At 73.6% G+C, this 21,722-nt stretch carries 11 protein-coding genes, 1 tRNA gene and 1 pseudogene; 4 read left to right on the forward strand and 9 right to left on the reverse strand.

What is annotated here, in order from left to right:
* A pseudogene (locus ABZX96_RS35245) lies at nt 1-181 on the reverse strand (hypothetical protein); the annotation flags it as partial.
* Between the two features lie 307 nt (nt 182-488).
* Complete coding sequence (gene fdhD, locus ABZX96_RS35250) at nt 489-1,343, reverse strand: formate dehydrogenase accessory sulfurtransferase FdhD (protein ID WP_355552755.1); 855 nt, start codon at nt 1,341-1,343, stop codon at nt 489-491.
* A 326-nt stretch (nt 1,344-1,669) separates the two neighbouring features.
* Here fdhD and ABZX96_RS35255 point away from each other — a divergent pair, with 326 nt between their 5' ends.
* On the forward strand, nt 1,670-2,347 hold the full coding sequence (locus tag ABZX96_RS35255) for a GntR family transcriptional regulator (RefSeq protein ID WP_355552758.1): 678 nt from the start codon (nt 1,670-1,672) through the stop codon (nt 2,345-2,347).
* Between the two features lie 309 nt (nt 2,348-2,656).
* Nucleotides 2,657-3,019, forward strand: coding sequence for a chorismate mutase (locus ABZX96_RS35260; RefSeq protein ID WP_355552761.1), 363 nt, complete (start codon nt 2,657-2,659; stop codon nt 3,017-3,019).
* A 99-nt stretch (nt 3,020-3,118) separates the two neighbouring features.
* Here ABZX96_RS35260 and ABZX96_RS35265 read toward each other — a convergent pair whose 3' ends face one another.
* The 4 genes from ABZX96_RS35265 to ABZX96_RS35280 are packed head-to-tail and all read right to left on the reverse strand — an operon-like array spanning nt 3,119 to nt 9,929.
* The gene (locus tag ABZX96_RS35265) at nt 3,119-4,642 is read right to left on the reverse strand and encodes an OFA family MFS transporter (RefSeq protein WP_355552764.1); all 1,524 of its coding nucleotides are present in this window, start codon (nt 4,640-4,642) and stop codon (nt 3,119-3,121) included.
* The gene (locus ABZX96_RS35270) at nt 4,639-6,855 is read right to left on the reverse strand and encodes an acetate--CoA ligase family protein (RefSeq protein ID WP_355552767.1); all 2,217 of its coding nucleotides are present in this window, start codon (nt 6,853-6,855) and stop codon (nt 4,639-4,641) included. Before ABZX96_RS35270 ends, ABZX96_RS35265 begins: the two co-directional genes overlap by 4 nt.
* On the reverse strand, nt 6,855-8,105 hold the full coding sequence (gene frc / locus ABZX96_RS35275) for a formyl-CoA transferase (RefSeq protein ID WP_355552770.1): 1,251 nt from the start codon (nt 8,103-8,105) through the stop codon (nt 6,855-6,857). The genes ABZX96_RS35270 and frc overlap by 1 nt, the downstream gene beginning before the upstream one ends.
* Nucleotides 8,106-8,117: 12 nt before the next feature.
* The gene (locus tag ABZX96_RS35280) at nt 8,118-9,929 is read right to left on the reverse strand and encodes a thiamine pyrophosphate-binding protein (protein WP_355552773.1); all 1,812 of its coding nucleotides are present in this window, start codon (nt 9,927-9,929) and stop codon (nt 8,118-8,120) included.
* 445 nt (nt 9,930-10,374) lie between these two features.
* Here ABZX96_RS35280 and ABZX96_RS35285 point away from each other — a divergent pair.
* Nucleotides 10,375-10,459: transfer RNA gene (locus tag ABZX96_RS35285), tRNA-Leu, on the forward strand.
* Between the two features lie 83 nt (nt 10,460-10,542).
* Here ABZX96_RS35285 and ABZX96_RS35290 read toward each other — a convergent pair.
* Nucleotides 10,543-11,448, reverse strand: coding sequence for an SDR family NAD(P)-dependent oxidoreductase (locus ABZX96_RS35290; RefSeq protein ID WP_355552776.1), 906 nt, complete (start codon nt 11,446-11,448; stop codon nt 10,543-10,545).
* Between the two features lie 332 nt (nt 11,449-11,780).
* The gene (locus tag ABZX96_RS35295) at nt 11,781-19,223 is read right to left on the reverse strand and encodes an SDR family NAD(P)-dependent oxidoreductase (RefSeq protein ID WP_355552779.1); all 7,443 of its coding nucleotides are present in this window, start codon (nt 19,221-19,223) and stop codon (nt 11,781-11,783) included.
* Nucleotides 19,224-19,528: 305 nt separating this feature from the next.
* Between ABZX96_RS35295 and ABZX96_RS35300 the strand changes: the two genes are divergently transcribed.
* A complete protein-coding gene (locus ABZX96_RS35300) occupies nt 19,529-20,401 on the forward strand; it encodes a 3-oxoacyl-[acyl-carrier-protein] synthase III C-terminal domain-containing protein (protein ID WP_355552782.1) in 873 nt (290 codons plus the stop codon).
* A gap of 102 nt (nt 20,402-20,503) precedes the next feature.
* Here ABZX96_RS35300 and ABZX96_RS35305 read toward each other — a convergent pair whose 3' ends face one another.
* A complete protein-coding gene (locus ABZX96_RS35305) occupies nt 20,504-21,688 on the reverse strand; it encodes an anhydro-N-acetylmuramic acid kinase (RefSeq protein WP_355552784.1) in 1,185 nt (394 codons plus the stop codon).
* Between the last annotated feature and the right edge of the window lie 34 nt (nt 21,689-21,722).

The following is a 21,722-nucleotide window of genomic DNA, read 5'->3' on the forward strand; positions in this document are numbered from 1 at the left end:
CCGACCGGGCGGTCGGCGACGCCGGGGAAGCGGCAGGGGCCGGGCGGGCCTGGGCGGGCGGCGGCTCGGGGATCGTCTGAAGGAGCGCGAGCGCCACGGTCACCGCCCCGGCGGCGACGGGACACCGCCGCCGCCAGGGTCTGGAACGCGGGCCGCGGCGTACGAAGGCGGCTGACGTCATGATCCGACCTGCCCTTCGGGTCTGCGCCTCGCCGCCTCACTGGCACGCCGACGAGGCGTGGCGGGTCACGGGTGCACGGCGGATGCCGGGAGCGCGGTTCGTATGACGGTTCGGTGCGGGCGTGTTCAAGGAGCCCACGCTTGGTGCGGCTCGTCCGGACATCCGACGTCCCATGTCCCATGTCCTGACGTACGGTGCGCAGGAAGCTAACGGGCACCGGGTACCGACACAAGGCATGTGCGCCGTATGGGGCCGGAATTCGCTCGCTTGCCGTGGGGGAGGGGGCGGGTCCGCGCTCCCTGGTCGGTCAGGCCGTCGGGACCGCGGACTCCAGGGCGAGCCGGTGCGCGCCCGCGTAGACGTTCATGGACGCCCCCCGCAGGAAGCCGACGAGCGTCAGGCCGGTCTCGGCGGCCAGGTCGACGGCGAGCGAGGACGGGGCGGACACGGCGGCGAGGACGGGGATGCCCGCCATCACGGCCTTCTGGGCCAGTTCGAACGAGGCGCGCCCGGACACCATGAGGATGGCATCCGCCAGCGGCAGCCGCCCCTGCTGCAAGGCACGCCCGACGACCTTGTCGACGGCGTTGTGCCGCCCCACGTCCTCCCGGACGTCCAGCAGCTCGCCGTCCCGGCTGAAGAGCGCGGCGGCGTGCAGCCCCCCGGTCCGGTCGAAGACCCGCTGGGCGGCCCGGAGCCGGTCGGGGAGGGAACTGAGGGTGTCGAGCCCGATGGGGGCGCCCGCTCGCTCGTGCTCGGTCAGGCTCCAGCGGGCGGTCGTACGGACCGCGTCCAGACTGGCCTTGCCGCACAGACCGCAGGAAGAAGTGGTGTAGACGTTCCGTTCGAGGCTGATGTCCGGGACCGGGACGCCGGGGGCGAGCTGGACGTCCACGACGTTGTAGGTGTTGGACCCGTCCTCCGTCGCGCCCGCGCAGTACACGATGTTCGCCAGTTCCTCGGCGGCGCCCAGCACCCCCTCGCTGACCAGGAACCCGGCCGCCAGCGCGAAGTCGTCCCCCGGCGTGCGCATGGTGATGGCCAGCGGTTTGCCGCCGAGCCGGATCTCCAACGGCTCCTCGGCGACCAGGGTGTCCGGACGGCTGCTCACCACACCGTCCCGGACCCGGATGACGCGACGCCGTTCCGTGACCCGTCCCATGTCCCACCCGTCCCGGTCGTGCGTCGCGGCCCCCGGCCCGCCGACGCGAGGTCGTACCGGCCACCCGGACGCCGAACGGCGGGGTGACCTCGGAGGATCGATTCTCCCGCACCGGGTGGCCCGGACGGGACGTGAGGCGTCCGGCCTGTTCCGGGGCGAGGCGTCCTCGGTAGACTGTAGACGATAACCAATCGCGTCCCGAGGCGCATCGGGTGTGCGCCCGCCGGCCGGCGGGTCGGCCCATCGGGCCCGGCACCGACCCGACCCGATGGGGCGACCGGCCGCCGCGTGGCGGGACGCACCCGGCCCATGGAGGGGAACCGCCGATGCTGTCCGCAGGGCTGCCGCCGGGCACCGTGCCGAAACTCGAACGTCCCGGCCCGCTGCGCGAGCGCGTCTACGAAGCGCTCCTGGAACTGATCACCACCCGTGCCCTGCGCCCCGGCCAGCACCTGGTCGAGAGCGAACTGGCCGGCCACCTCGGCGTCTCCCGGCAACCGGTGCGCGAGGCACTGCAGCGGCTGAACACGGAGGGCTGGGTCGATCTGCGCCCCGCGCAGGGCGCGTTCGTCCACGAGCCCACCGAAGAGGAGGCCGACCAGCTCCTGACCGTCCGCACCCTCCTGGAGGCGGAGGCCGCCCGGCTCGCCGCGGCCAACGCCGGTACGGCCGGTATCGCGGAGCTGGCCGCGCTGTGCGACGAGGGCGAACGGGCGGTGCGCGAGGACGCCGTGGACGAGGCGGTCGCCATGAACGCCGCCTTCCACGCCAAGGTGATGGAACTGGCCGGCAACGCGGTCCTCGCGGAGCTGGCGGGCCAGGTCGAACGGCGGGTCCGCTGGTACTACCAGCCGGTGGCGCGGCAGCGCGGCGCCCAGTCGTGGGCCGAGCACCGCGAGTTGATCGCGGCCATCACCGACCGGGACGAGGCCCGGGCCACGGCGGTGATGCGCGCCCACACGGAACACACGCGGCGTACGTACCACGAGCGGAAGGCGTCCTGAGGCGCTCCAAGGCCTCGACCGCGCTCTCCGCGAACATGACTCTCTCCGCGGAGCCCACCGCGACGTCGGCCTCGGCATCGGCCTCCGGGCGGGCCGGTGCGGTGCCTTCCCCTCCGGACGGATCGCGCCCTTCCCACCGTGCCCTTCCCACCGCGCCCTTCCCGACGCCGCGCCCGCGCGCCCCGTCCGGCACGCGCCGTCGTTCCCCCTCCCGCCCCGGTGCTTCCCCGCACGCGCTTAACGGTCTTCGCCGGGCCGGGTAGTGTTCTCGGACGATCAGGCACCACCGACCAGAATGGGCGAGAACCAATGAGTGAGGGCACCACACCGGCGGCGGGCGACGCGACCGCCGTCGCGGACGAGGTGGCGCGCGAGCGCCTGCTCTACCTGCGCGGCAGCATCGACAACCTCGATGCCGCGCTGGTGCACCTGCTCGCCGAACGGTTCAAGTGCACCCAGCAGGTCGGCGAACTCAAGGCCCGGCACAACCTCCCGCCCGCCGACCCGGCCCGCGAGGCCACCCAGATCGCCCGCCTGCGCAGGCTGGCCGAGGACGCCAAGCTGGACCCGGCGTTCGCCGAGAAGTTCCTCAACTTCATCATCGGCGAGGTCGTGCAGCACCATAAGGCGATCGCCGGGCGGGGACCCGCCGCCGGCGACACCGCTGTGTGAGAGGGGCGACCGGCTCCCCACCGGTCGTCCGGGGGAGACGCGGCAGGGCGCCCTCCACGAGAGAACCGCCGCCGCACCGTGACGAGGCCCCGAGGGCGCTCACCCCGCCGCCCGCCGCACTGCGCCCGGCATCCCCGGCACGCGCCCGTCACTCCGGCCCGGCGGTGACCCCGGGCGGCGCAGCAGCAAGGACAGCCCCGCCGCCAGCAGCCCCACGCACCCGGCCGTCGCGTACGCGCCCGCGTACCCCCAGGCCGCCGCGACCGCCGCGCCCAGGCCGCCGCCCAGGAGGCCGGACACCAGTTTCGAGCTGTAGACCAGGCCGTAATTGGACGCGTTGTGGTTCTCGCCGAAGTAGTCCGGCACCAGGGCCGCGAACAGGGGGAAGAAGGCACCGCCCCCGAACCCCGACACGAAGGCGAACACGAGGAACAGCGGCTGGTTGCCGCTCTGCCCCGCCCAGAGCACCCCGAACTGGGCCAGCCCCAGGACGACGCACACATACGTCAGCGTCACCCGGCGCCCCAACCGGTCCGACACCCAGCCGACGACCCCGCGACCGGTCCCGTTGACCACCGACATGATGCCCATCGACGACGCGGCGACCAGCGGCCCGAACCCGACATCCTTGGCGAACGGCACCTGGAAGGAGATCCCGAAGATGGACACCCCGGCGGTGCACAGCAGGCAGAGCCACATCAGGGGCAGCCTGCCGGTGCGCAGGGCCTGCCGCGGCGTGAACTGCCCGGCCGCGGGAGGGTTCTTGCGCAGCGCCAGCGCCGTCCGCACGTCCTGATCCGCCACCTTCGCGCGGACGCGACCGGGGGGATCCGTCGCGCGGGCGCCACCCGGCGCGTCCGGAAGACTCGAACCCCGCGGGCCCCCCGCCCCCGGCACCGGTACATGCGCCGGCCACCAGTTCTTCGGCGGGTCCTTGAAGAAGAAGCCGGCGAGGGCCGTCAGCAGCAGGACGTATACGCCGACCAGGTCCAGCACCGCGCGGTAGTTGCCCGCGTCGAAGCCGTAGGAGAACAGGAAGATGAACGGCACGGCCCCGTAGGCGAAGCCGCCGTTGACGAAACCCGTCTTGCCGCCCCGCCGTTCCGGGTACCACTTGCCGACGGTGTTGATGCAGGTCGCGTACACCAGCCCGGCCCCGGTGCCGCCCAGCAGCCCGAACCCGGCGACGGCCCACCAGAGGGCGGGGGCGTGCGCCAGGCTGACGAAGCCGAGGAGGCACAGCACCGATCCCGCCAGCATCGCGGTGCGGCTGCTGACCGCGCCCTTCTCGCGCAGCCGTCCGGCCGGGTACGCGACCGCCGCCTGGAAGAAGATCCAGACGCTGAGCACCCAGAAGGTGCCGGTGTGCGACCAGTGGTGTGCCGCGGCGAGCGTCGCCTCGGCCGCGCCGTAGGCGTACTCGAAGACGCTGATGGCCAGCATCGCCACCCAGGGCAGCAGCACCATCGTCCAGCGCGGGTAGCCGAGGAGTTCCCGGTCGGTCCGGCCCACGCGGTACACCCGCCCCTGGGCGCCGCGGACGATCCGTTCCCCGTCCGGGAGGGGTAACGGACCGGCGTCCCGGTCCCGGCGCCCTTCCGGAGCGATGCCGTGGGCCGTCATCGCGCGTCACCCCCTGGCAGCCGCCCGGCCGCCCGCGCCCACCGGTACTTCGCGCCCAGCACCGCCACCGGCAGCTCGGTGGTGTACGGGTACGCGGCGACGCCCCGTTCGAAGAGGTACGCGCCGGCCGCCTCCACCTCCGTGTCCCCGGCCAGCGACGCCACCACCGGCTTCTCGATGCCCCGGTCCCGGAACTCCGCCACGACCCGGGCCGTCAGCTCGGCGAACACCATGGGAGGGGTGACGATCGTGTGCCAGTACCCGAGCACCAGGGCGTGGACGCGCGGGTCTTCCAGGGCCAGCCGGAGCGCCGCCTCGTAGGTGGCCGGCGGCTCGCCGCCCGTGATGTCCACCGGGTTGCCCGCCGACCCGAAGGGCGGGATGAACCGCCGGAACGCCGCGTCCAGGTCCGCCGGTACCTCCATCAGGCGCAGCCCGTGGTCCACCAGGGCGTCCGACAGCAGGACGCCGGAACCACCGGCCCCCGTGACGACGAGGACGTTGTCGCCCTCGGGCGTGGGCAGGACGGGCAGCGCCCGCGCGTACTCCAGCAACTCCCGCAGGCCCGGCGCGCGGATGACCCCGGCCTGCCGCAGGACGGCGTCGTACACCGCGTCGTCACCGGCGAGCGCGCCCGTGTGCGACCCGGCGGCCCGCGCGCCCGCGCCCGTCCGCCCCGCCTTGAGGACGACGACCGGTTTCTCGCGGACGGTGGCGCGCGCCGCCGCCACGAACGCCCGGCCGTCCTTCAGGTCCTCCAGGTGCATGGCCACGCAGCGGGTGTGCGGATCGTCCGCGAAGTACGTGAGCAGGTCGTCCTCGTCCACGTCCGCCTTGTTGCCGAGCCCGACGATCGCCGAGACCCCGGTGTTCGTGGACCGGGCGAATCCGAGAACGGCCATGCCGATGCCCCCGGACTGCGACGTGAGGGCGACGCCTCCTTTTACGTCATAGGGAGTGCAGAACGTCGCGCACACCTGGTGCCAGGGGGAGTAATAGCCATAGATGTTCGGGCCGAGCAGCCGGATTCCGTACTCTTCCGCGATATCCGTGATCTCGTCCTGCAAGCGGTGTTCGCCGGTCTCCGCGAAACCCGAGGAAATCAGGACGGCGTTGGGGATTTTCTTGCGGCCCGCCTCCCGTAACGCGGCGGGGACGGCGGGCGCCGGAATGGCGAAAACGGCCACGTCGACCTCGCCCGGTATCTCCGCCACCGACGGGTACGCTTTCCGGCCCAAAACGTCACCGGCCTGCGGATTGACCGGATGGACGTCCCCGGCGAAACCGCCGTCGATCAGGTTCCGCAGCACCGCGTGGCCGATCTTCCCCGGCTCGTTCGACGCTCCGACCACCGCGAGGGAACGGGGGCGCATCAGCCGCTCCATCGCGGCGCGCATGTCCTCCTTGGTGTGGCGGCGGCGCCGGTGGACCGGCGGCCGGTCGTGCAGCAGGACGCGGACGTCGGCCGCCGTCGCCCCGTCCGGGGCGGCGAAGACGGGGTTGAGGTCGACGGCCGCGATGTCCGGGAAGTCGGCGGCGAGTTCCGAGACCCGGACGATCAGGTCGGTGAGCGCCGCCCGGTCCGCCGGCGCCGCGCCCCGTACCCCGCGCAGCACGTCGGCGGCCCGGATGTCGTCCAGCATCGAGGCGGCGTCGGCCCGCGCGACGGGGGCGAGACGGAAGGTGACGTCCTTCCACACCTCCACCAGGACGCCGCCGAGACCGAAGGCCACGACCTTCCCGAAGGTCGGGTCGGTCGTCACCCCGACCATGACCTCCTGCCCCCGCGCCACCATGCGCTGCACCTGCACGCCCGTGATCCGCGCCGTGGGGTCGTAGGCGCGCACGGCGCGCACGATCGCCTCGTACGCCTCCCGCACCTCGTCGGCCGAACGGAGCCCCACCCGCACCCCGCCGGCGTCCGTCTTGTGGGAGACGTCCGGCGAGACGATCTTCAGCACCACGGGGAACCCGATCCGCGCGGCGAGCGCCACCGCCTCGTCCGCGTCGGCCGCCGTCCCCTCCTCCGGCGTCGCGATCCCGTACGCGCGGGCCAGCAGCCGCCCCTCGGGCGCGGTCAGCGCCGTCCGGCCCGCCGCCCGCGCCTCCCGCAGCACCGCCCGTACGGCTTCCCGGTCGGGGCCCGGGAACGCGCTCGTCCCCCCGTCCCCCGAGAACGACGCGCCGGTGTCCGTGCCCGCCAGGTGCCGCATCAGATGACCCCCTCCGCCTTGAGCAGCCGCAACTCGTCCTCGTCCAGGCCCAGCTCGCCGCCGTACACGTCCTCGTTGTGCTCGCCGAGCAGCGGCGAACGGACGATGTCCACCGGCGAGTCGGACAGCTTCACCGGCGACCCGACCGTGGTGAACCGGCCGCGCTCCGGATGCTCGACCTCCACGACCATCCCGTTGGCGGCCAGCGACGGATCCTCGATGAGCTCCTTGGTGGACAGCACCGGGCCACAGGGGACACCGTGCGCGGTGAGCCGCCGCAGCACCTCCCCCTTGGGCAGCGTGCCGCTCCACTCCTCGATGAGCTGGAACATCTTCGCCAGCTTGGGCAGCCGGGCGCGCGGCGTCGCCCACTCCGGGTCATCGGCCAGCTCCGGCCTGCCGATCAGCCGCGCGATCGGCTCCCAGCCGGCCGGCTGCACGATGACGTACACGTAGTCGTTGGGCCCTCCGGGCGCGCACCGCACCGCCCAGCCGGGCTGGCCGCCGCCGCTGGCGTTGCCGCTGCGCGGCACCTCGTCCCCGAAATCCTCGTTCGGGTACTCCGCCAGCGGTCCGTGCGCCAACCGCTGCTGGTCGCGCAATTTCACCCGGCACAGATTCATGACGGCGTGCTGCATGGCGACGGTGACGCGCTGCCCGCGGCCCGTCCGGGTGCGCTGGTACAGGGCGGCGAGAATGCCCGCGACGCAATGGATTCCCGTCCCCGAATCACCGATCTGCGCCCCCGTGGCCAAGGGCGGGCCGTCCTCGAATCCCGTGGTCGCCATCGCGCCGCCCATCGCCTGCGCCACGACCTCGTACGCCTTGAAATCGGTGTACGGCCCTTCCCCGAATCCCTTGATGGACGCGTAGACCAGCCGCGGATTGAGCTGTCGCACCCGTTCCCAGGAGAAGCCCATCCGGTCCACGGCGCCCGGCCCGAAATTCTCCACCAGCACGTCACTGCGCCGGATCAGTTCGCTCAAGAGCTCTTTGCCGCGCTCCGATTTGGCGTTGAGCGTGATGCTCCGCTTGTTGCAGTTGAGCATCGTGAAATACAGCGAATCCACGTCCGGGAGGTCACGCAGTTGCCGCCGCGTGATGTCCCCGGTCACCGCCTCCACCTTGACGACGTCCGCCCCCATCCAGGCGAGCATCTGCGTGGCGGACGGTCCGGACTGCACATGCGTCATGTCGAGGACGCGCACGCCCTCCAGGGCCTTGCCGCTGTCACCGTAGGTGCCGCTCATCCGCGCACTCCCTCACTTGTACATCGTCTGGTTCACGGTCCCGGGGGCGTACGCGTCCGGATCGATCCAGACGTTGATCAGCGAGGGCTTCCCGGACTCCCGGGCGCGTTCCAGCGCGGGCCGGATGTCCGCCGGATCGCGGACCTCCTCGCCGTAACCGCCGAGCATCCGCGCGAACGCGTCGTACGGCACGTCACCGAGCGTGTTGCCGATCCGCTCCCGCGCCACGCCGTACTTGGCCCGCTGGCCGTAACGGATCTGGTTCATCGAGGAGTTGTTGCCGACGATCCCGACGAACGGCAGGTCGAAGCGGACCAGCGTCTCGAAGTCCCACCCCGTCAGCGAGAACGCGCCGTCCCCGAACAGCGCCACGACCTCCTTCTCCGGCCGCGCCTGCTTGGCCGCCATGACGAACGGCACACCGACGCCCAGCGTCCCCAGCGGCCCGGGGTCCATCCAGTGGCCGGGCGCCTTGGGCCGCACCACCTGCCCGGAGAACGTCACGACGTCCCCGCCGTCCCCGATGTAGACCGAGTCCTCGGTCAGGAAGTCGTCGATCTCACTGACCAGCCGGTACGGGTGGATCGGCGCGGCATCCGACCGCAGCCACGGCAGCCGCTCCTCCAGCGCCGCCCGCTCCACCCCCCGCAACTCCTCGATCCACTCCTTGCGCCGGGCCGCGGCCCCGGACGGCAGCCCGGACGCGGCCTGCGTCACCGCCGCCAGCACCAGCCCCGCATCACCCACGATCCCCAGATCCACGTCCCGGTTCCGCCCGACCGTGCGGTAGTCCAGGTCGATCTGGACGACGGTCGCGGCGGGGGAGAGACGCTTGCCGTAGCCCATCCGGAAGTCGAACGGCGTGCCGACGACGACGATGACATCGGCCCGCGAGAACGCGTACCGCCGCGACAACTGGAAGTGGTGGGGGTCCCCCGGCGGCAGCGTCCCGCGCGCCGCCCCGTTCATGTAGGCGGGCAGGTTCAGCGCCCGCACGAGCCCGATCGCCGCGTCCGTCCCCCGGGTCGTCCACACCTGGCTCCCCAGCAGGACGGCCGGCCGCTCGGCCCGCACCAGCAACTCCGCCAGCCGCTCGACGTCCGCCGGATCCCCCACCGACCGCGTCGAGGCCCGGTACCGCCCGGCCACCGGCACCCGCGCCGCCTCCCGGGGCACCCGCGCGTCCAGCACGTCCCGGGGAATCTCCAGGAAGGACGGCCCCGGCGCCCCGTGGAAGCACTCGCGGAAGGCCATCGAGACCATGTCCGCGACCCGCGCGGTGTCCGGCACGGTGGCCGCGAACTTCGTGATCGGCGTCATCATCTCGACGTGCGGCAGATCCTGCAGCGACCCCATCTTGTGCTGCCCCCGCGCCCCCTGCCCCCCGATGAGCAGCATCGGCGACTCGGCCCGGAACGCGTTGGCCACCCCCGTCACCGCGTCCGTCGTCCCCGGCCCCGCCGTCACGACCGCGCACCCCGGCCGCCCGGTGATCCGCGCGTACCCGTCGGCCGCGTGCGCCGCCACCTGCTCGTGCCGCACGTCGACGACCTTGATCCCCTCGTCGACGCACCCGTCGTAGATGTCGATGATGTGGCCGCCGCAGAGGGTGTAGATCACGTCGACCCCCTCGGCCTTGAGCGCTTTGGCCACGAGGTGGCCGCCGGAGACGGAATCCGCGGACCCCGGTGACCCGGTCGCGGCCTTCTCCGCCGGCCTCTCCGCCACGGAAGCGGCGGGCGCGGGGCCCGCGAGCGGCGATGAGGGCCGACCCGGTGGCGGTGCCTGCTCCCGGATGACCTGCCGGCTGTCCTTTTCGGGCATGGTGCGTCGCTTCCCTTCGTGAGGCCGGGGCTTTCCCAGGGGCGGCCCCGGCGGATGGTGCGGCGAACTGCGAGAGGGGAGCGCGAGCGAGCACCGGGCCTGACCCGGCGCGCACGGCGCCTCCCGATTGCCGACTGTATACAGTCCTCAGTCGACGAATACTGTATGAGGAAGTTATCCCGCACGCACCGGCGAGGTGTCCAGGGGATGGGCGAGATCCGGCCGGAGCGAAGAACCGGCCGTGCGGCGACCGGGCGGGCCCCGCGCCCACGGTCCGTGACGGACTTCTGAGCTCTCCGTCACCGCTCGCACGCCGGCCCGGCCGATCCCGCCCGGCCGGTGTCTCTCGCCTGGCCAGGGCGAACGCGCGAGGTGAAAGGCACTCCGAAACCTTGGTATTGTTGTCCATGTCGCCGCGGGGAACACCCCGCGAAGACAACACCTGGTCCGGGTGGCGGAATGGCAGACGCGCTAGCTTGAGGTGCTAGTGCCCTTTATCGGGCGTGGGGGTTCAAGTCCCCCCTCGGACACACACCACAGCCCCACGATCTCGACGAGATCGTGGGGCTGTTTCGTTGCTCGGGCGTCCGGGTCGCGGGCGCACGGGCCGCCGTCACGCACCGCGGCGGGAGACGTGCCCGGCCCCGCAGTCGCGGGCCTGCCGGAGCAGCCGGGCCACCGGTGACGGCCGCAGACCGACGGAGATCTCCTTGACGCGGTCGCTCCACCGCAAGGGCACGCACAGTTCGGCCGCGGCGGACCAGTACGCGTCAGCGCCCACCAGGTAACGAGGGCGGGGGCGCCGGGCGCGCAGAGCGCGTTCGATGGCGGCGGCGACGGTCTCGGGGCCGGGAAACCGCGCCGCCAGCCGCGCGGCAAGGGCGATGCCGCGGTAGCCGGCCGCGAAGTGGGATCCGTCCAGGCCGTCGAGGAGGCGGGTGCCGGTCTCCCACATCGGGGTGGCGATGATGCCGGGCTCGACGAGGATGACGCGCACACCGTCCCTGGCGTTCTCCATGCGCAGCGCGTGCGTGAGGGCCTTGAGGGCGTGTTTGCTGGCGCTGTACCAGCCCAGCAGCGGCACGCCGACGCGTCCCGCGATGGAGGAGACGTTCACGATCCGGCCCTCGCCCCGGCGGCGCATGACGGGCAGGACGTGCGCGGCGATGCGCGCCGGGCCCAGGAGATTGGTGTCGAGCAGGACGCGGATCTGCTCTTCCCCGGGGTCGTCCACCGCGCCGGGCAGGGCGGTGCCCGCGTTGTTGACCACGGCCCAGGGACCGCCGCCGGTCCGTGCGGCGATCCGCTCGAACGCCGTACGGCAGGAGTCCGGGTCGGTGACATCGAGGAGTTCGGTGCGGACGGGGAGGCGGGCCGCCGCCGCGGCGTCGAGCAGGGGCCGCCCCTTGCTCTCGTCGCGGACGGTGCCGATGACCTCGAAGCCGCTCCGCGCCAGGGTCAGGGCCGTGCAGTAGCCGATGCCGCTGCTCGCGCCGGTCACCACCACCGTGCGTGCCATGCTCGGATTCCTTTCGCGGGGGACGTGCGGGCCGGACCGCCGGAGCCGTGGAACCGCTTGGGCGTTCGGAGGGGACGGGCGGGGGCCGCGTGAGCCGGGACACGCCGGGGCGCGGCGGCAGGGGCGGGGCGGGCGGGTGTGCCGGGCGTCGTGCGAGGGCCGTCGGCGAGATGGCGGGCGGGTAGGGGCGGGTTCCACGGGTTCGCCGTGGCGCGGACGGGGGCCGGTTTCCGGGACCGCCGCCGCTTCGGTGGTGGGGGTGAATGCCGGGCGGCACCGGTCGAGCCGGTGCCTTCCCCGCGCCAGGTCGTGGAGCGCGGGAAGGCGTGCCGTCAGTCCGTCGGGGAGGTGGTCCCCGGGGCTTCGGCCCGCGTCGGCGACGCGGCCGTCGCGGGGTCGGCGTGCTGGGAGCCGAGGCGTTGGTGGATGAGGCGGGCCAGGCGCGTCAGGCTGCCTTCCTCCGTCTGGAGTTCGGTCGGGGAGAGGCGGACGTCGAAGTATTCGCGGGTGCGTACCAGGAGTTCGGCGCCCATGAGGGAGTCGAGGCCGAACTCGCCGAGCGGCTGGCCGGTGGGGAGCTCGGACGGGTCGGTGTGCAGGACGGTGGCGAGCAGACGGGCGAGGGTCTGCGTGATGGCCTGTACCGCGTCCTCGGCCGCCATGGAGGTCAGGGAGCGGAGGAATTCCTCGCGAGAGTCGTCCGCGACGGCCGCGTGGGCCGGGATGACGCCCGAGAAGCGGGGCGCGGCCAGAGCGGGGAGCACCCGCCGGGCACGAGCCCAGCCCATCTTGCCGACCCCGACCACATCGGGGCCGTCGGCCAGGACGCCGTCCGCCGCCGCGAAGAGCGCCCGGGGGCTCACGGGTTCGATTCCGAGCGTGTGCAGGGCCGTGTGCAGGTTGTTGCGGTCGACGTAGCCGGTTTCGGAGACTGCTCCCCAGGAGACGGTGGTGCCGGGCAGTCCCGCGTGCCGCCGGGCCCGGGCGAGGGCTTCGAGGTAGTTGTTGCCCGCGACGTAGGGGGCCTGGTGCACGTTTCCCAGACAGCAGGCCATCGACGACCAGAGCAGGAACAGATCGAGGTCGAGGCCGGCGGTCAGGCGGTGCAGGACGGCGGCGCCGGCCGCCTTGGTCGCCAGGACGGCGGTGAGGCGTTCGTCGGTGAGGTCGGCCAGGGGGGCGTCGTCGAGTCGCATGGCGCAGTGCACCACGCCGCGCAGCGGGTGACCGGTGGTGGCCACGGCGGCCAGCACCTGGCGCACGGCGGATTCGTCGGTGACGTCGGCGGCGTACGGGGTGGCGGTGACGCCGTGCCGGGCGAGCCGTTCGAGCACGGTGGCCGCTTCGGGCGCGTCGGGGCCCTGGCGGCTGACGAGGGCGAGGTGGCGGGCGCCGTGATCGGCGAGCCAGTCGGCGGTGGCGGCGCCGAAGCCGCCCAGGCCGCCGGTGATCAGGTAGGTGCCGGCGGGGTCCAGCGGCCGGGGGGCTGCCGGTGCGGGCCGGACGGGGACGGGCTCGTCGACGGGAGCCAGGGAGACGACGACCTTGCCGGTGTGGCGGGAGTGCTGCAGCAGCCGGAACGCCTCGTGCACGCGGGCCGCCGGATAGGCGACGTGCGGCAGCGGCCGGTAGTCACCGGCGTGGATCCTGGCCGCGACCTCGGTGAACAGGTCCTTGGCCGCGTCGGGGCCGGACATCAGGCCGTTGAGGTCGACCCCGAAGTAGGCGAGGTTGCGCAGGAAGGGGCGCGCCGGCAGGGGCTTGTCCTCCAGCATGTCGCGCTTGCCGAGTTCGATGAAGCGGCCACCGGGGCCGAGGAGTTCCAGGCTGCGGGCGATGGCCGGTCCGCTGAGGGAGTTGACGACGACGTCGACGCCGCGCCCACCGGTCAGTTCCCGTACCCGGACGGCGAAGTCCAGGGTGCGGGAGTCCAGGACGTGGTCGGCTCCCAGGGCGGTGAGCAGGTCGCGTTTGGTCTCGCTGCCCGCCGTGGCGATGACCTTGGCCCCGGTGAGACGGGCGTACCGCAGCACGGCCAGGCCGATGCCGCCGGCGCCCCCGTGCACCAGGACGGTCTCTCCGGGTGCCAGTCGGGCCAGGTGGGCGAGGCTGTGGTGGACGGTGGCGAAGACGACGGGCAGGGTGGCCGCCTCCGCGAAGCTCATGCCGTCGGGGACGCGGGCGACGGCCCGCGCGTCGACGACGGCGTGCGAGGCCAGGGCCGAGGGCGCCAGGCCGAAGACGCGGTCGCCGGGCGACCACGCGGTGACGCCGGGCCCGGTGGCGGTGACCACGCCCGCGCACTCCATGCCCAGTCCCTGCGCGGTGACGGTGCCCTCGATGGCCTCGGACGGCAGCAGGCCGTTGACCTGGAGGGTGTCGCGGTAGTTCAGGCCCACGGCCCTGACCGTGATGGTGATCCGGCCGGGGCCCGGATCGGGAGTGGGACATTCCTGCCAGACCAGCCGGTAGGACAGCCCGGGGTCGTGCACCGCGAGGGCGAAGGAGCCCGCGGGCGCGGTGGCGGGCCTGTGGTCGGCGGGGTGCTCGGTCTCGCGGGGAACGAACCGGCCGCCGCTCCGGGTGAGGACGACCTCGTCCTCGTCCGAGGGATCGAGCAGTTCCCGGGCGAGACGGCAGGCGTCGTCGGCCGGGTCGTCCCCGCGGTCGAGGCTGACCCGGTGGATCACCAGCTCGGGCCGCTCGTTGGCCAGGGTGCGGGCGACGCCCCAGACGGGCGCGTCGCCGGGGTGGGCGGCCCGTTCGGGTGCGGGCAGCACTCCGCTGGGGCGGGTGACCAGCCAGGTCCTGGTCCGCACCGCGTCCGGCAGCCGGTCGCGGGCCGCGATCAGGGCCTTGAGGGCGGCGATCCTGCGGACGGTGCGGGTCACGATCCGCGCGGGGTCTTCCTCCGGCTCGGCGAGCAGCAGGATGGTGACGGCCTCCTGCGTGCCGGGGGCGACCGGGGCGGCCGGGTCGTCGAGGGAGGTGACGGTGGCGTCGCCCAGCAGCGCGGCCAGGGCGTGGGCCAGCGGCTCCTCGGCCGGGCTTTCGGCGCCGATGGTCCAGGTGGTGCCGGCCGGAGGGTCGGGCGGCGCGGGCGGCGTGCCGGTGCGGTCGGGCGCGGCGGCGACGTAGAGGGAGAACTGGGTGGGGTCGGGCCCGGTCTCGGTGCCGGCGCGTGCCACGCCGGTGAAGCCGCACCGTTCCAGCAAGGGAGGCCACTGCTCGTGGTGCAGCAGGAGGCTGTCGGGGCGCAGCGCGTGGTCACCGCGGCGCCAGAAGCTGTCGAGGGCCCCGAAGAGGGCGCACAGTTGAACGGTGTCGTGGGACTCCACCGCCAGCAGCCGGCCGCCGGGAGCGATCAGCCGGCCGACGCGGCGCAGGGCGGCGGCCAGGTCGGCCGCGGTGTGCAGGGCGTTGGCGGCCAGGACGACGTCGAACCCGTCCTCGGGCAGTCCCTGCTCGTCCACGTCGGCGTCGAGGTTGAAGGTGCGGTAGTCGACGAAGTCGTAGGCGGCGAAACGGTGTTCGGCGGGGCTGAGCAAGGTCGCCGAGACGTCGGTGAAGGTGTAGCGGGTGCGCTCGGCGGGCAGCGCCGGAAGGACGGTGGCGGTGAGCCCTCCGGTGCCCGCCCCGATCTCCAGGATCCTCAGCGGCCGGTCCTCGGGCCAGCACCGGACGATCTCCTCCACCACGGCGCGGGTCAGGAGGTTGGTGAACCGGTTGCGCGGGCCGAGGTCGAAGAACTGCTGGTAGCGGACCGTGTCGGAGGTCAGGAGCTGGATCGGGTCGACGGTGCCGCGCAACAGGCCGGGCAGGTGCTGCAGGTGCCGGGCGGCCAGGCCCACTTCGGGGCCGCCGGCGGGATTCTCCGTGAGCAGTGCGCGCAGCGGCTCCCCGTCCCGGCGGGGTGAGCCCGTCAGCTGCCAGCGGCCGTCGGGGCGCAGGCGGACGACGCCGTGCCGTCGCAGGTCGGGAAGGCCGGCCTTGAGCAGCCGGCGGTGCTGGGGCAGCAGACCGGCTTCGAGGAGATCCTTCACGGCGAAGGGGGCCGTGGGATCCGGCAGGAAGTCCGCGAGCACCTCGGGCCAGCAGCGCGCGATGAGGTCGCGCGAGGCGTGGGTGGCGTGATGCTGTCCGGTGTCCCGCCAGGACCTGTCGAGTTCCCTGATCCGGCCGTCGGCGGACGCCAGGAGCGCGGCGGGCGGGGGGAGTTGGATACCGGGGCCCGTGGTGCCCGGCCGGGGCGCGGCCCGCAGAACGGTGCGCTGGACGCTCAAAGGGGTGCGGCCACTGGGCATCCGCCGCATGCACAGGCGGTCGATCTCCACGGCGACCGTGCCGTCCTGATCGGTGATCGTGATGTCCCAGCACGCCTCGGGCTCGACGGCCGTCCGTTCGCGCACGCGGACGAAGCCGCAGGGGCCGGGGGCCTGCCACACGCGCAGGGCGTGCAGGCCGGTGGGCAGGTAGGCCTCGTGGTCCGCGTTCCGTCCGGCGAGCAGCGGGGCACCCGCTTGGAAGGCCGCGTCCAGGACGAGCGGGAAGATCTCCCACGCCGGGCCGGGCCCGTCGTGCTGGTAGGAGGCGAGCACGTCGCCGTCGCCGGTGGTGACGAGGTCGCGCAGCAGGCGGAAGGCGGGGCCGTAGGCGAGGCCGAGGCGCCGGCACGCGTCGTAGTGCGTGGTGGCGTCGATCCGGTGCGCGCCGCGCGCCCGCGCGGCTTCGGTGTCGAGGGCCTCGGTGTCGACGGCCTCGGGGCGATGGCCGAGCAGGGCGTGCACGTGGGCGGTGGCCACGGGGCGGCACTCCGCGCCGCGGCCCTCTCCGGCGCTGACGATCACGGTGCCGCTGTCCGGCTGCACGGTCGTCTGCAGGCGCTGGTCCCCGGGGTCCGGCCAGGGCAGCGGCAGCGGGCGGGTGATGCGCAGGTGCCTGACCTCGACCGGCGCCCGCAGGGCGCGCCGCCCCGCGGCCAGGACCATCTCGGCGTAGGCGGCGGCGGGCATCACCACGGTCTCGTCGATCAGGTGGTCGCCGAGCCAGGGCACGAGCTGCGGTTCGACCGTGGCCTCCCACAACGGGTTCGGGCCGGGCAGCCGTTCGCCGAGCAGCGGGTGCTCGAAGTGGCCGGTGCCGCTGCTGCGCTTCCAGTCGGTGGGCCCGCCGTGCCAGTGACGCTTGCGCTGCCAGGGGTAGGGGGGCAGGTCGGCCACGCGGGCGGGGTGGGGGAAGTGGACGGGCCAGTCCGTGTCGGCGCCCGCCGCGATCAGCGCGGCGGCGCAGGAGGCCACGGCCTGCGGCCCGGGCGCGTCGCGGTGGAGTGCCGGTACGTGGACGGCACCGGTGCGCCGCAGGTACGGGCGCAGAACGGGCTGCGGGCCGATCTCCACGACGATGCCCGCCCGCTCCCCCAGCGCGTGGGCGGTGGCCTGGGCGAAACGGACCGGCTCGCGGACGTTGCGCCACCAGTACCGGGCCGTCAGCTCCTGGCCCGCGAGGGGACCGCCCGTGACGGAGGAGACGAACGGGACACCGGTGGGGGAGGGACGGAGGTCCGCCAGGGCATCGTGCAGGGGACCGGCGGCGGGGTCCATGGCGCGGCTGTGGAAGGCGTAGTCGAGGTCCAGGTCGCGGAAGAAGACGTCGCGGGCCGCCAGTTCGGCGCCCAGAGCGGCCAGTGCCTCCGTGTTTCCCGCCACGGTGACGTCCTGGTCGCTGTTGATTCCGGCGATCTCCAAGGCGCCCTCGTAGCGGGCGAGCGCCTCGCGGGCCCGGTCCTCCGGCAGTCCGACGGCCGCCATCCGGCCGCTCCCGGCGGTGGGTGCCTGGGCACGGCCGCGCGCGGCGATCACCAGCGCGGCCTGCTCCAGGGTGAGTGCCCCGGCGACACGGGCGGCGGCGATCTCGCCGACGCTGTGCCCGAAGACCACCGCCGGACGCACCCCGCGCGCGGCGAGGTGGGCGGACAGGCCCAGTTGGACGGCGAACAGCAGCGGCTGGGCGACCTCGGTGCGGCGCCACCGGTCCGCCTCCGGGCGGGCCAGCTCCCGTGCCACCGACCAGCCCAGATGCGGGGCGAGCGCGGCGTCCGCCTCGTCGACCGCGGTCCGGAAGGCGGGGTCGTCGGCCAGGAGATCGGCGGCCATGCCGGGCCACTGGGAGGCGTTGCCGCAGAACGCGTAGGCCACGGAGCGGCGGTCGGCCGGCGGCCTGACGGCTCCCGCCGCCGGCCGGCCGGCGAACAGGTTCTCCAGTTCGTCGGCCGCCTGCCGCGCGCTGCCCGCGAACACGGTGGCCCGGTGCGCGTGCGCGCTGCGGCGCCGGGTGCTGGTGTGCGCCAGGTCGTAGAACTCCTCGGGGGCGGCCTGCCTCAGTCGCGCGGACACCCGGGCCGCCAGCTCCTTGAGCGCCGTGGCCGAGCGAGCGGAGACCGTCACCGGCAGCGGGCCGGTCACCGGCGGCGCGGCGGGAGGGGAGGCGGGGGGCGCGGTGAGCACGGCGTGGGCGTTGACGCCGCCGAAGCCGAAGGAGTTCACGCCGACCGCGGCCCGCGGACGCGGGCGCAGCGCGACCGGCTCGACGGTCGGGGCCAGCCCCAGGCCCGCGAAGTCGATCTCCGGGTTCAGGGGCCGCGCGTGCAGGGTCGTCGGCGCCGTGCCGTGCCGCAGCACGAGCAGCGCTTTGAAGAGCCCGGCCATCCCCGAGGCCGGTTCCAGGTGCCCCAGATTCGACTTCACCGAACCGATCGGCAGCCGCCCGCCCGCCCGGTGCCGTCCCAGAGCCCTGCCGATCGCTCGCGCCTCCGCCGGGTCCCCCGCCGCCGTCCCGGTGCCGTGCGCCTCGAAGTAGACCAGGTCGTCAGGGCTCACGCGGGTGCCCTCGTAGACCTCGCGCAGCAACGCCTCCTGCGCCGCGGAGCTGGGCAGCGCCAACCCCGCGGTGCGCCCGTCGCAGTTGACACCGGTACCGGCGATCACCGCGTGGACGCGGTCCCCGTCGGCCACCGCGTCGGCCAGCCGCTTCAGGACGACCACGCCCCCTCCCTCCGCCCGCACGAAGCCGTCGGCCTCGGCGGAGAACGCCGCGCACCGCCCGCGCCGCGACAGCATCGACGCGGCGGAGAATCCGACGAACCCCTCCGGCCCGGCCAGGACGTTGACCCCTCCGGCGACGGCGACGCGGCCCGCGCCCTCCAGCAGGGTGCGGCAGGCGCGGTCCAGCGCCACCAGGGAGGAGGAGCAGGCGGTGTCGATCACCATGCTCGGACCGCGCAGGTCGAGGAAGTGCGACAGCCGGTTGGCGACGATCGACAGGGCGCCACCGCTCATGCCGTAGGGCGTCTGCCCCTCCCGCAGCCGTGACTGGAGCCGGGCGTAGGCCAGGTCGGAGACGCCGATGAAGACCGAGCCGGGGGAGCCGGCCAGGGACTCGGCGGGGATGCCGGCGTCGTCAAGAGCCTCGACGGCCAGCTCCAGCACCAACCGCTGCTGGGGGTCCATGGACGCGGCCTCGATCGGTGCGATGCCGAAGTAGCCCGCGTCGAACCCCGCGACGTCGGCCAGGAACCCGCCGGCCGCCGTATAGCTGCGGAACGGCCGCTGCGGTCCCGGGTCCACGCAGAGCGCCCGGTCGAAACGGTCCTCCGGCATCCGGCCGACCAGATCCCGGCCTTGTGACAGGGCCTCCCACAGGCCGTCCAGGTCCGTCAGCCCGCCCGGCAGACGACAGCCCACCCCTACGATGGCGATCGCTCGATCGGTCACATCCATACATGCCGTCCTTTCTTCTCTTTCCTCCTAAATTTTTCCCAATTGCAGAAGCACTTACTGATTCGTTGATCAGTACGATATTTCAACCCTTTGCATGAGCTGGTAACGAAAAGCCGCTATTGTCCTTCCGTTCGCTTACGGTGATGGCATGTCTTCTGCCGAGCGTGCCCGGTTGGTGACCACCGCGGTCCATCTGCCCGCCCGATACCGGACGATGGAGGAGGCACGGACGCGCATCGCCCGGGCGGGCAGCGCCTTCGTCCCCCCCGGCCGGTCTGCTGGAAGACCTGACGGGGGTGCGCGGCGTGCACGAGAAGGGCGAGCACGAACAGGCGTCCGACCTCGCCGTCGCCGCCGCCACCAAGGCCCTGGAAACCGCCGGATACGCCATCGGCGACATCGACCTGCTGCTCTTCACCGCCTGCAGCCAAGACCTCATCGAGCCGGCCACCGCGCACATCGTCGCCGCGAAACTCGGCGCCACCTGCCCGGCACTCGATGTGAAGAACGCCTGCAACAGCGTGCTCAACGGCATGGAGATCGCCTCCGCGTTCATCGAGGCGGGCCGGTACCGGACCGTGCTGATCACCTGCGGTGAGGCGTGCACGCTCTCCGCTCGCTGGCACCTGCCCAACCACGACACCTTTCTGCGCGCCATGCCCGGATACACGGTCTCGGACGCGGGCGCCGCCCTTCTGCTCACGGCGACCCCGGCCACCGACGGCGGGCCGGGCATCCTGAAAGCCACCTTCAGCGCGGACTCCACGGCGTGGAACGCCTGCACCCTCGCGGCAGGCGGCACCATGCACCACCGCTTGGCCGACCCGGAGCCCACCTACCTCCGGCTCAACGGAGACCTGCTGCGCGACATCGTCCTCGACTTCCTGCCCTCGGCTCTCGAACACTGGGGCGCGGACGCGGAGGAGGCCCGGCGCAGCGCCTTCATCGCCTTCCACCAGACCACCGTCGCGCAGTACCACGAGACGATCGAGAAACTGCGCCTGCCCGCCCACCGCTGCCTGCCCACCGTCGCCGAGCACGGCAACGCCGCCTCCGCGTCCCTCCCCCTCCAACTGGTCACCGCCCTGGAGAGCAACCGCGTCGAACCCGGCGACACGGTCGCTCTCATCGGCCTGGCCAGCGGACTCAGCGCGGGGCTGGCCCTGATCCGGATGTGAACGCCGCACGGGCGCCGGTGTGCGGCGCGAAAACCACGGAGAGGACGGGCCGCACGCGGAGAGGGCGGGCCGCACTCTCCGGGGGAGCGAAGCGGGCCGGAGTCACGGCCCACCCTCGAACTCCACCCTCTCCGGCCCCTTCCCCACCCGCTCCGGCAACCGCCACCCCTCGCGCCCCGGAGTCAGGGTCCCCAGCAGGCTCGGGTGCCGGGCGCCCGTGCAGGAGGGGAGGGTGGACGGGAGGGAGTGGAGGGTGAGCCAGGCCAGGACGGTGAAGGCGTAGGGCTCTTTGGCGGTGGTGGGGAGGCCGAGGGTGTCGGAGGTGAGGAGGGGGACGGGGGCGAGGGCGGTGCGGAGGGCGGACAGGAGGGTGGGGTTGTGGGTACCGCCGCCGGAGGCGATGACTTCGGTGACGGCGGCGGAGTGGGCCGCGTCGGCGACGGTCCGGGCGGTGAGGTGGGCGAGGGTGGCGAGGATGTCCTCGGGGGATGGGTGGGTGCGGGTGGGGAGGGCCGCGAGGGCGGACAGGAGGTAGGGGAGGTGGAAGTGTTCCTTGCCGGTGGTCTTGGGGGCGGGGCGGGCGTAGTACGGGTCGGCGAGGAGGTGGTGGAGGAGGGGTCGGTGGACGGTGCCTCGGGCGGCGAGGGCGCCGTTCGTGTCGTAGGGGAGGGCGCCGTGGGTGAAGTGGTGGGTAGCGGCGTCGAGGAGGGCGTTGGCGGGGCCGGTGTCGTAGGCGAGGGGCGGGCCGTCCGGGGCGGGGACGGTGATGTTGGCGATGCCGCCGAGGTTGACGGCGGCCGGGCGGCCGGGGCGCCCGCGGAGCCACAGGACGTCGAAGAGGCTGACGAGCGGCGCGCCCTGGCCGCCGGCGGCGATGTCGCGGGGGCGCAGGTCGGAGAGGACGGGGTGGCCGGTGGCCTCGGCGATCCAGGCGGACCGGCCGAGTTGGAGGGTGCCGAGGGCCCGGCCGTCGTCGGTCCAGTGGTAGACCGTCTGGCCGTGTGAGACGACGAGGTCGGCGCGACCGTCGCACAGTTCGCGGTCGGCGCGCACGGCGAGGGCGGCGAACTCCTGGCCGATGCGGGTGTCGAGTCGGCAGACCTGCTCCATGGTGGTCGGTGCGGGCGGGAGCGCGGAGATCAGATCCGCGCGGAGGCCGGGGGAGTAGGCGGCGCTCACCGTGCCCAAGGGGGTGAGGCGGAGGGTGTCCCCGTCGCGGGCGAGGTCCGCCGCGGCGGCGTCGATGGCGTCGTGGGAGGTGCCGGACATCAGGGCGAGGATGCGCATGGGGGTGCTTCGCCTCCGCTGGGTTCCGGGGATG

Source organism: Streptomyces sp. NPDC003077 (genome assembly GCF_040611095.1).
GTDB lineage: Bacteria > Actinomycetota > Actinomycetes > Streptomycetales > Streptomycetaceae > Streptomyces.

Bases quoted from the DNA above. Each gene is read 5' to 3' on its own strand.
- ABZX96_RS35255 (WP_355552758.1), top strand. From the start codon at position 1,670: ATGCTGTCCGCAGGGCTGCCGCCGGGCACCGTGCCGAAACTCGAACGT.
- ABZX96_RS35280 (WP_355552773.1), bottom strand. From the start codon at position 9,929: ATGCCCGAAAAGGACAGCCGGCAGGTCATCCGGGAGCAGGCACCGCCA.
- ABZX96_RS35270 (WP_355552767.1), bottom strand. From the start codon at position 6,855: ATGCGGCACCTGGCGGGCACGGACACCGGCGCGTCGTTCTCGGGGGAC.
- frc (WP_355552770.1), bottom strand. From the start codon at position 8,105: ATGAGCGGCACCTACGGTGACAGCGGCAAGGCCCTGGAGGGCGTGCGC.
- ABZX96_RS35290 (WP_355552776.1), bottom strand. From the start codon at position 11,448: ATGGCACGCACGGTGGTGGTGACCGGCGCGAGCAGCGGCATCGGCTAC.
- ABZX96_RS35260 (WP_355552761.1), top strand. From the start codon at position 2,657: ATGAGTGAGGGCACCACACCGGCGGCGGGCGACGCGACCGCCGTCGCG.
- ABZX96_RS35295 (WP_355552779.1), bottom strand. From the start codon at position 19,223: ATGGATGTGACCGATCGAGCGATCGCCATCGTAGGGGTGGGCTGTCGT.
- fdhD (WP_355552755.1), bottom strand. From the start codon at position 1,343: ATGGGACGGGTCACGGAACGGCGTCGCGTCATCCGGGTCCGGGACGGT.
- ABZX96_RS35265 (WP_355552764.1), bottom strand. From the start codon at position 4,642: ATGACGGCCCACGGCATCGCTCCGGAAGGGCGCCGGGACCGGGACGCC.
- ABZX96_RS35305 (WP_355552784.1), bottom strand. From the start codon at position 21,688: ATGCGCATCCTCGCCCTGATGTCCGGCACCTCCCACGACGCCATCGAC.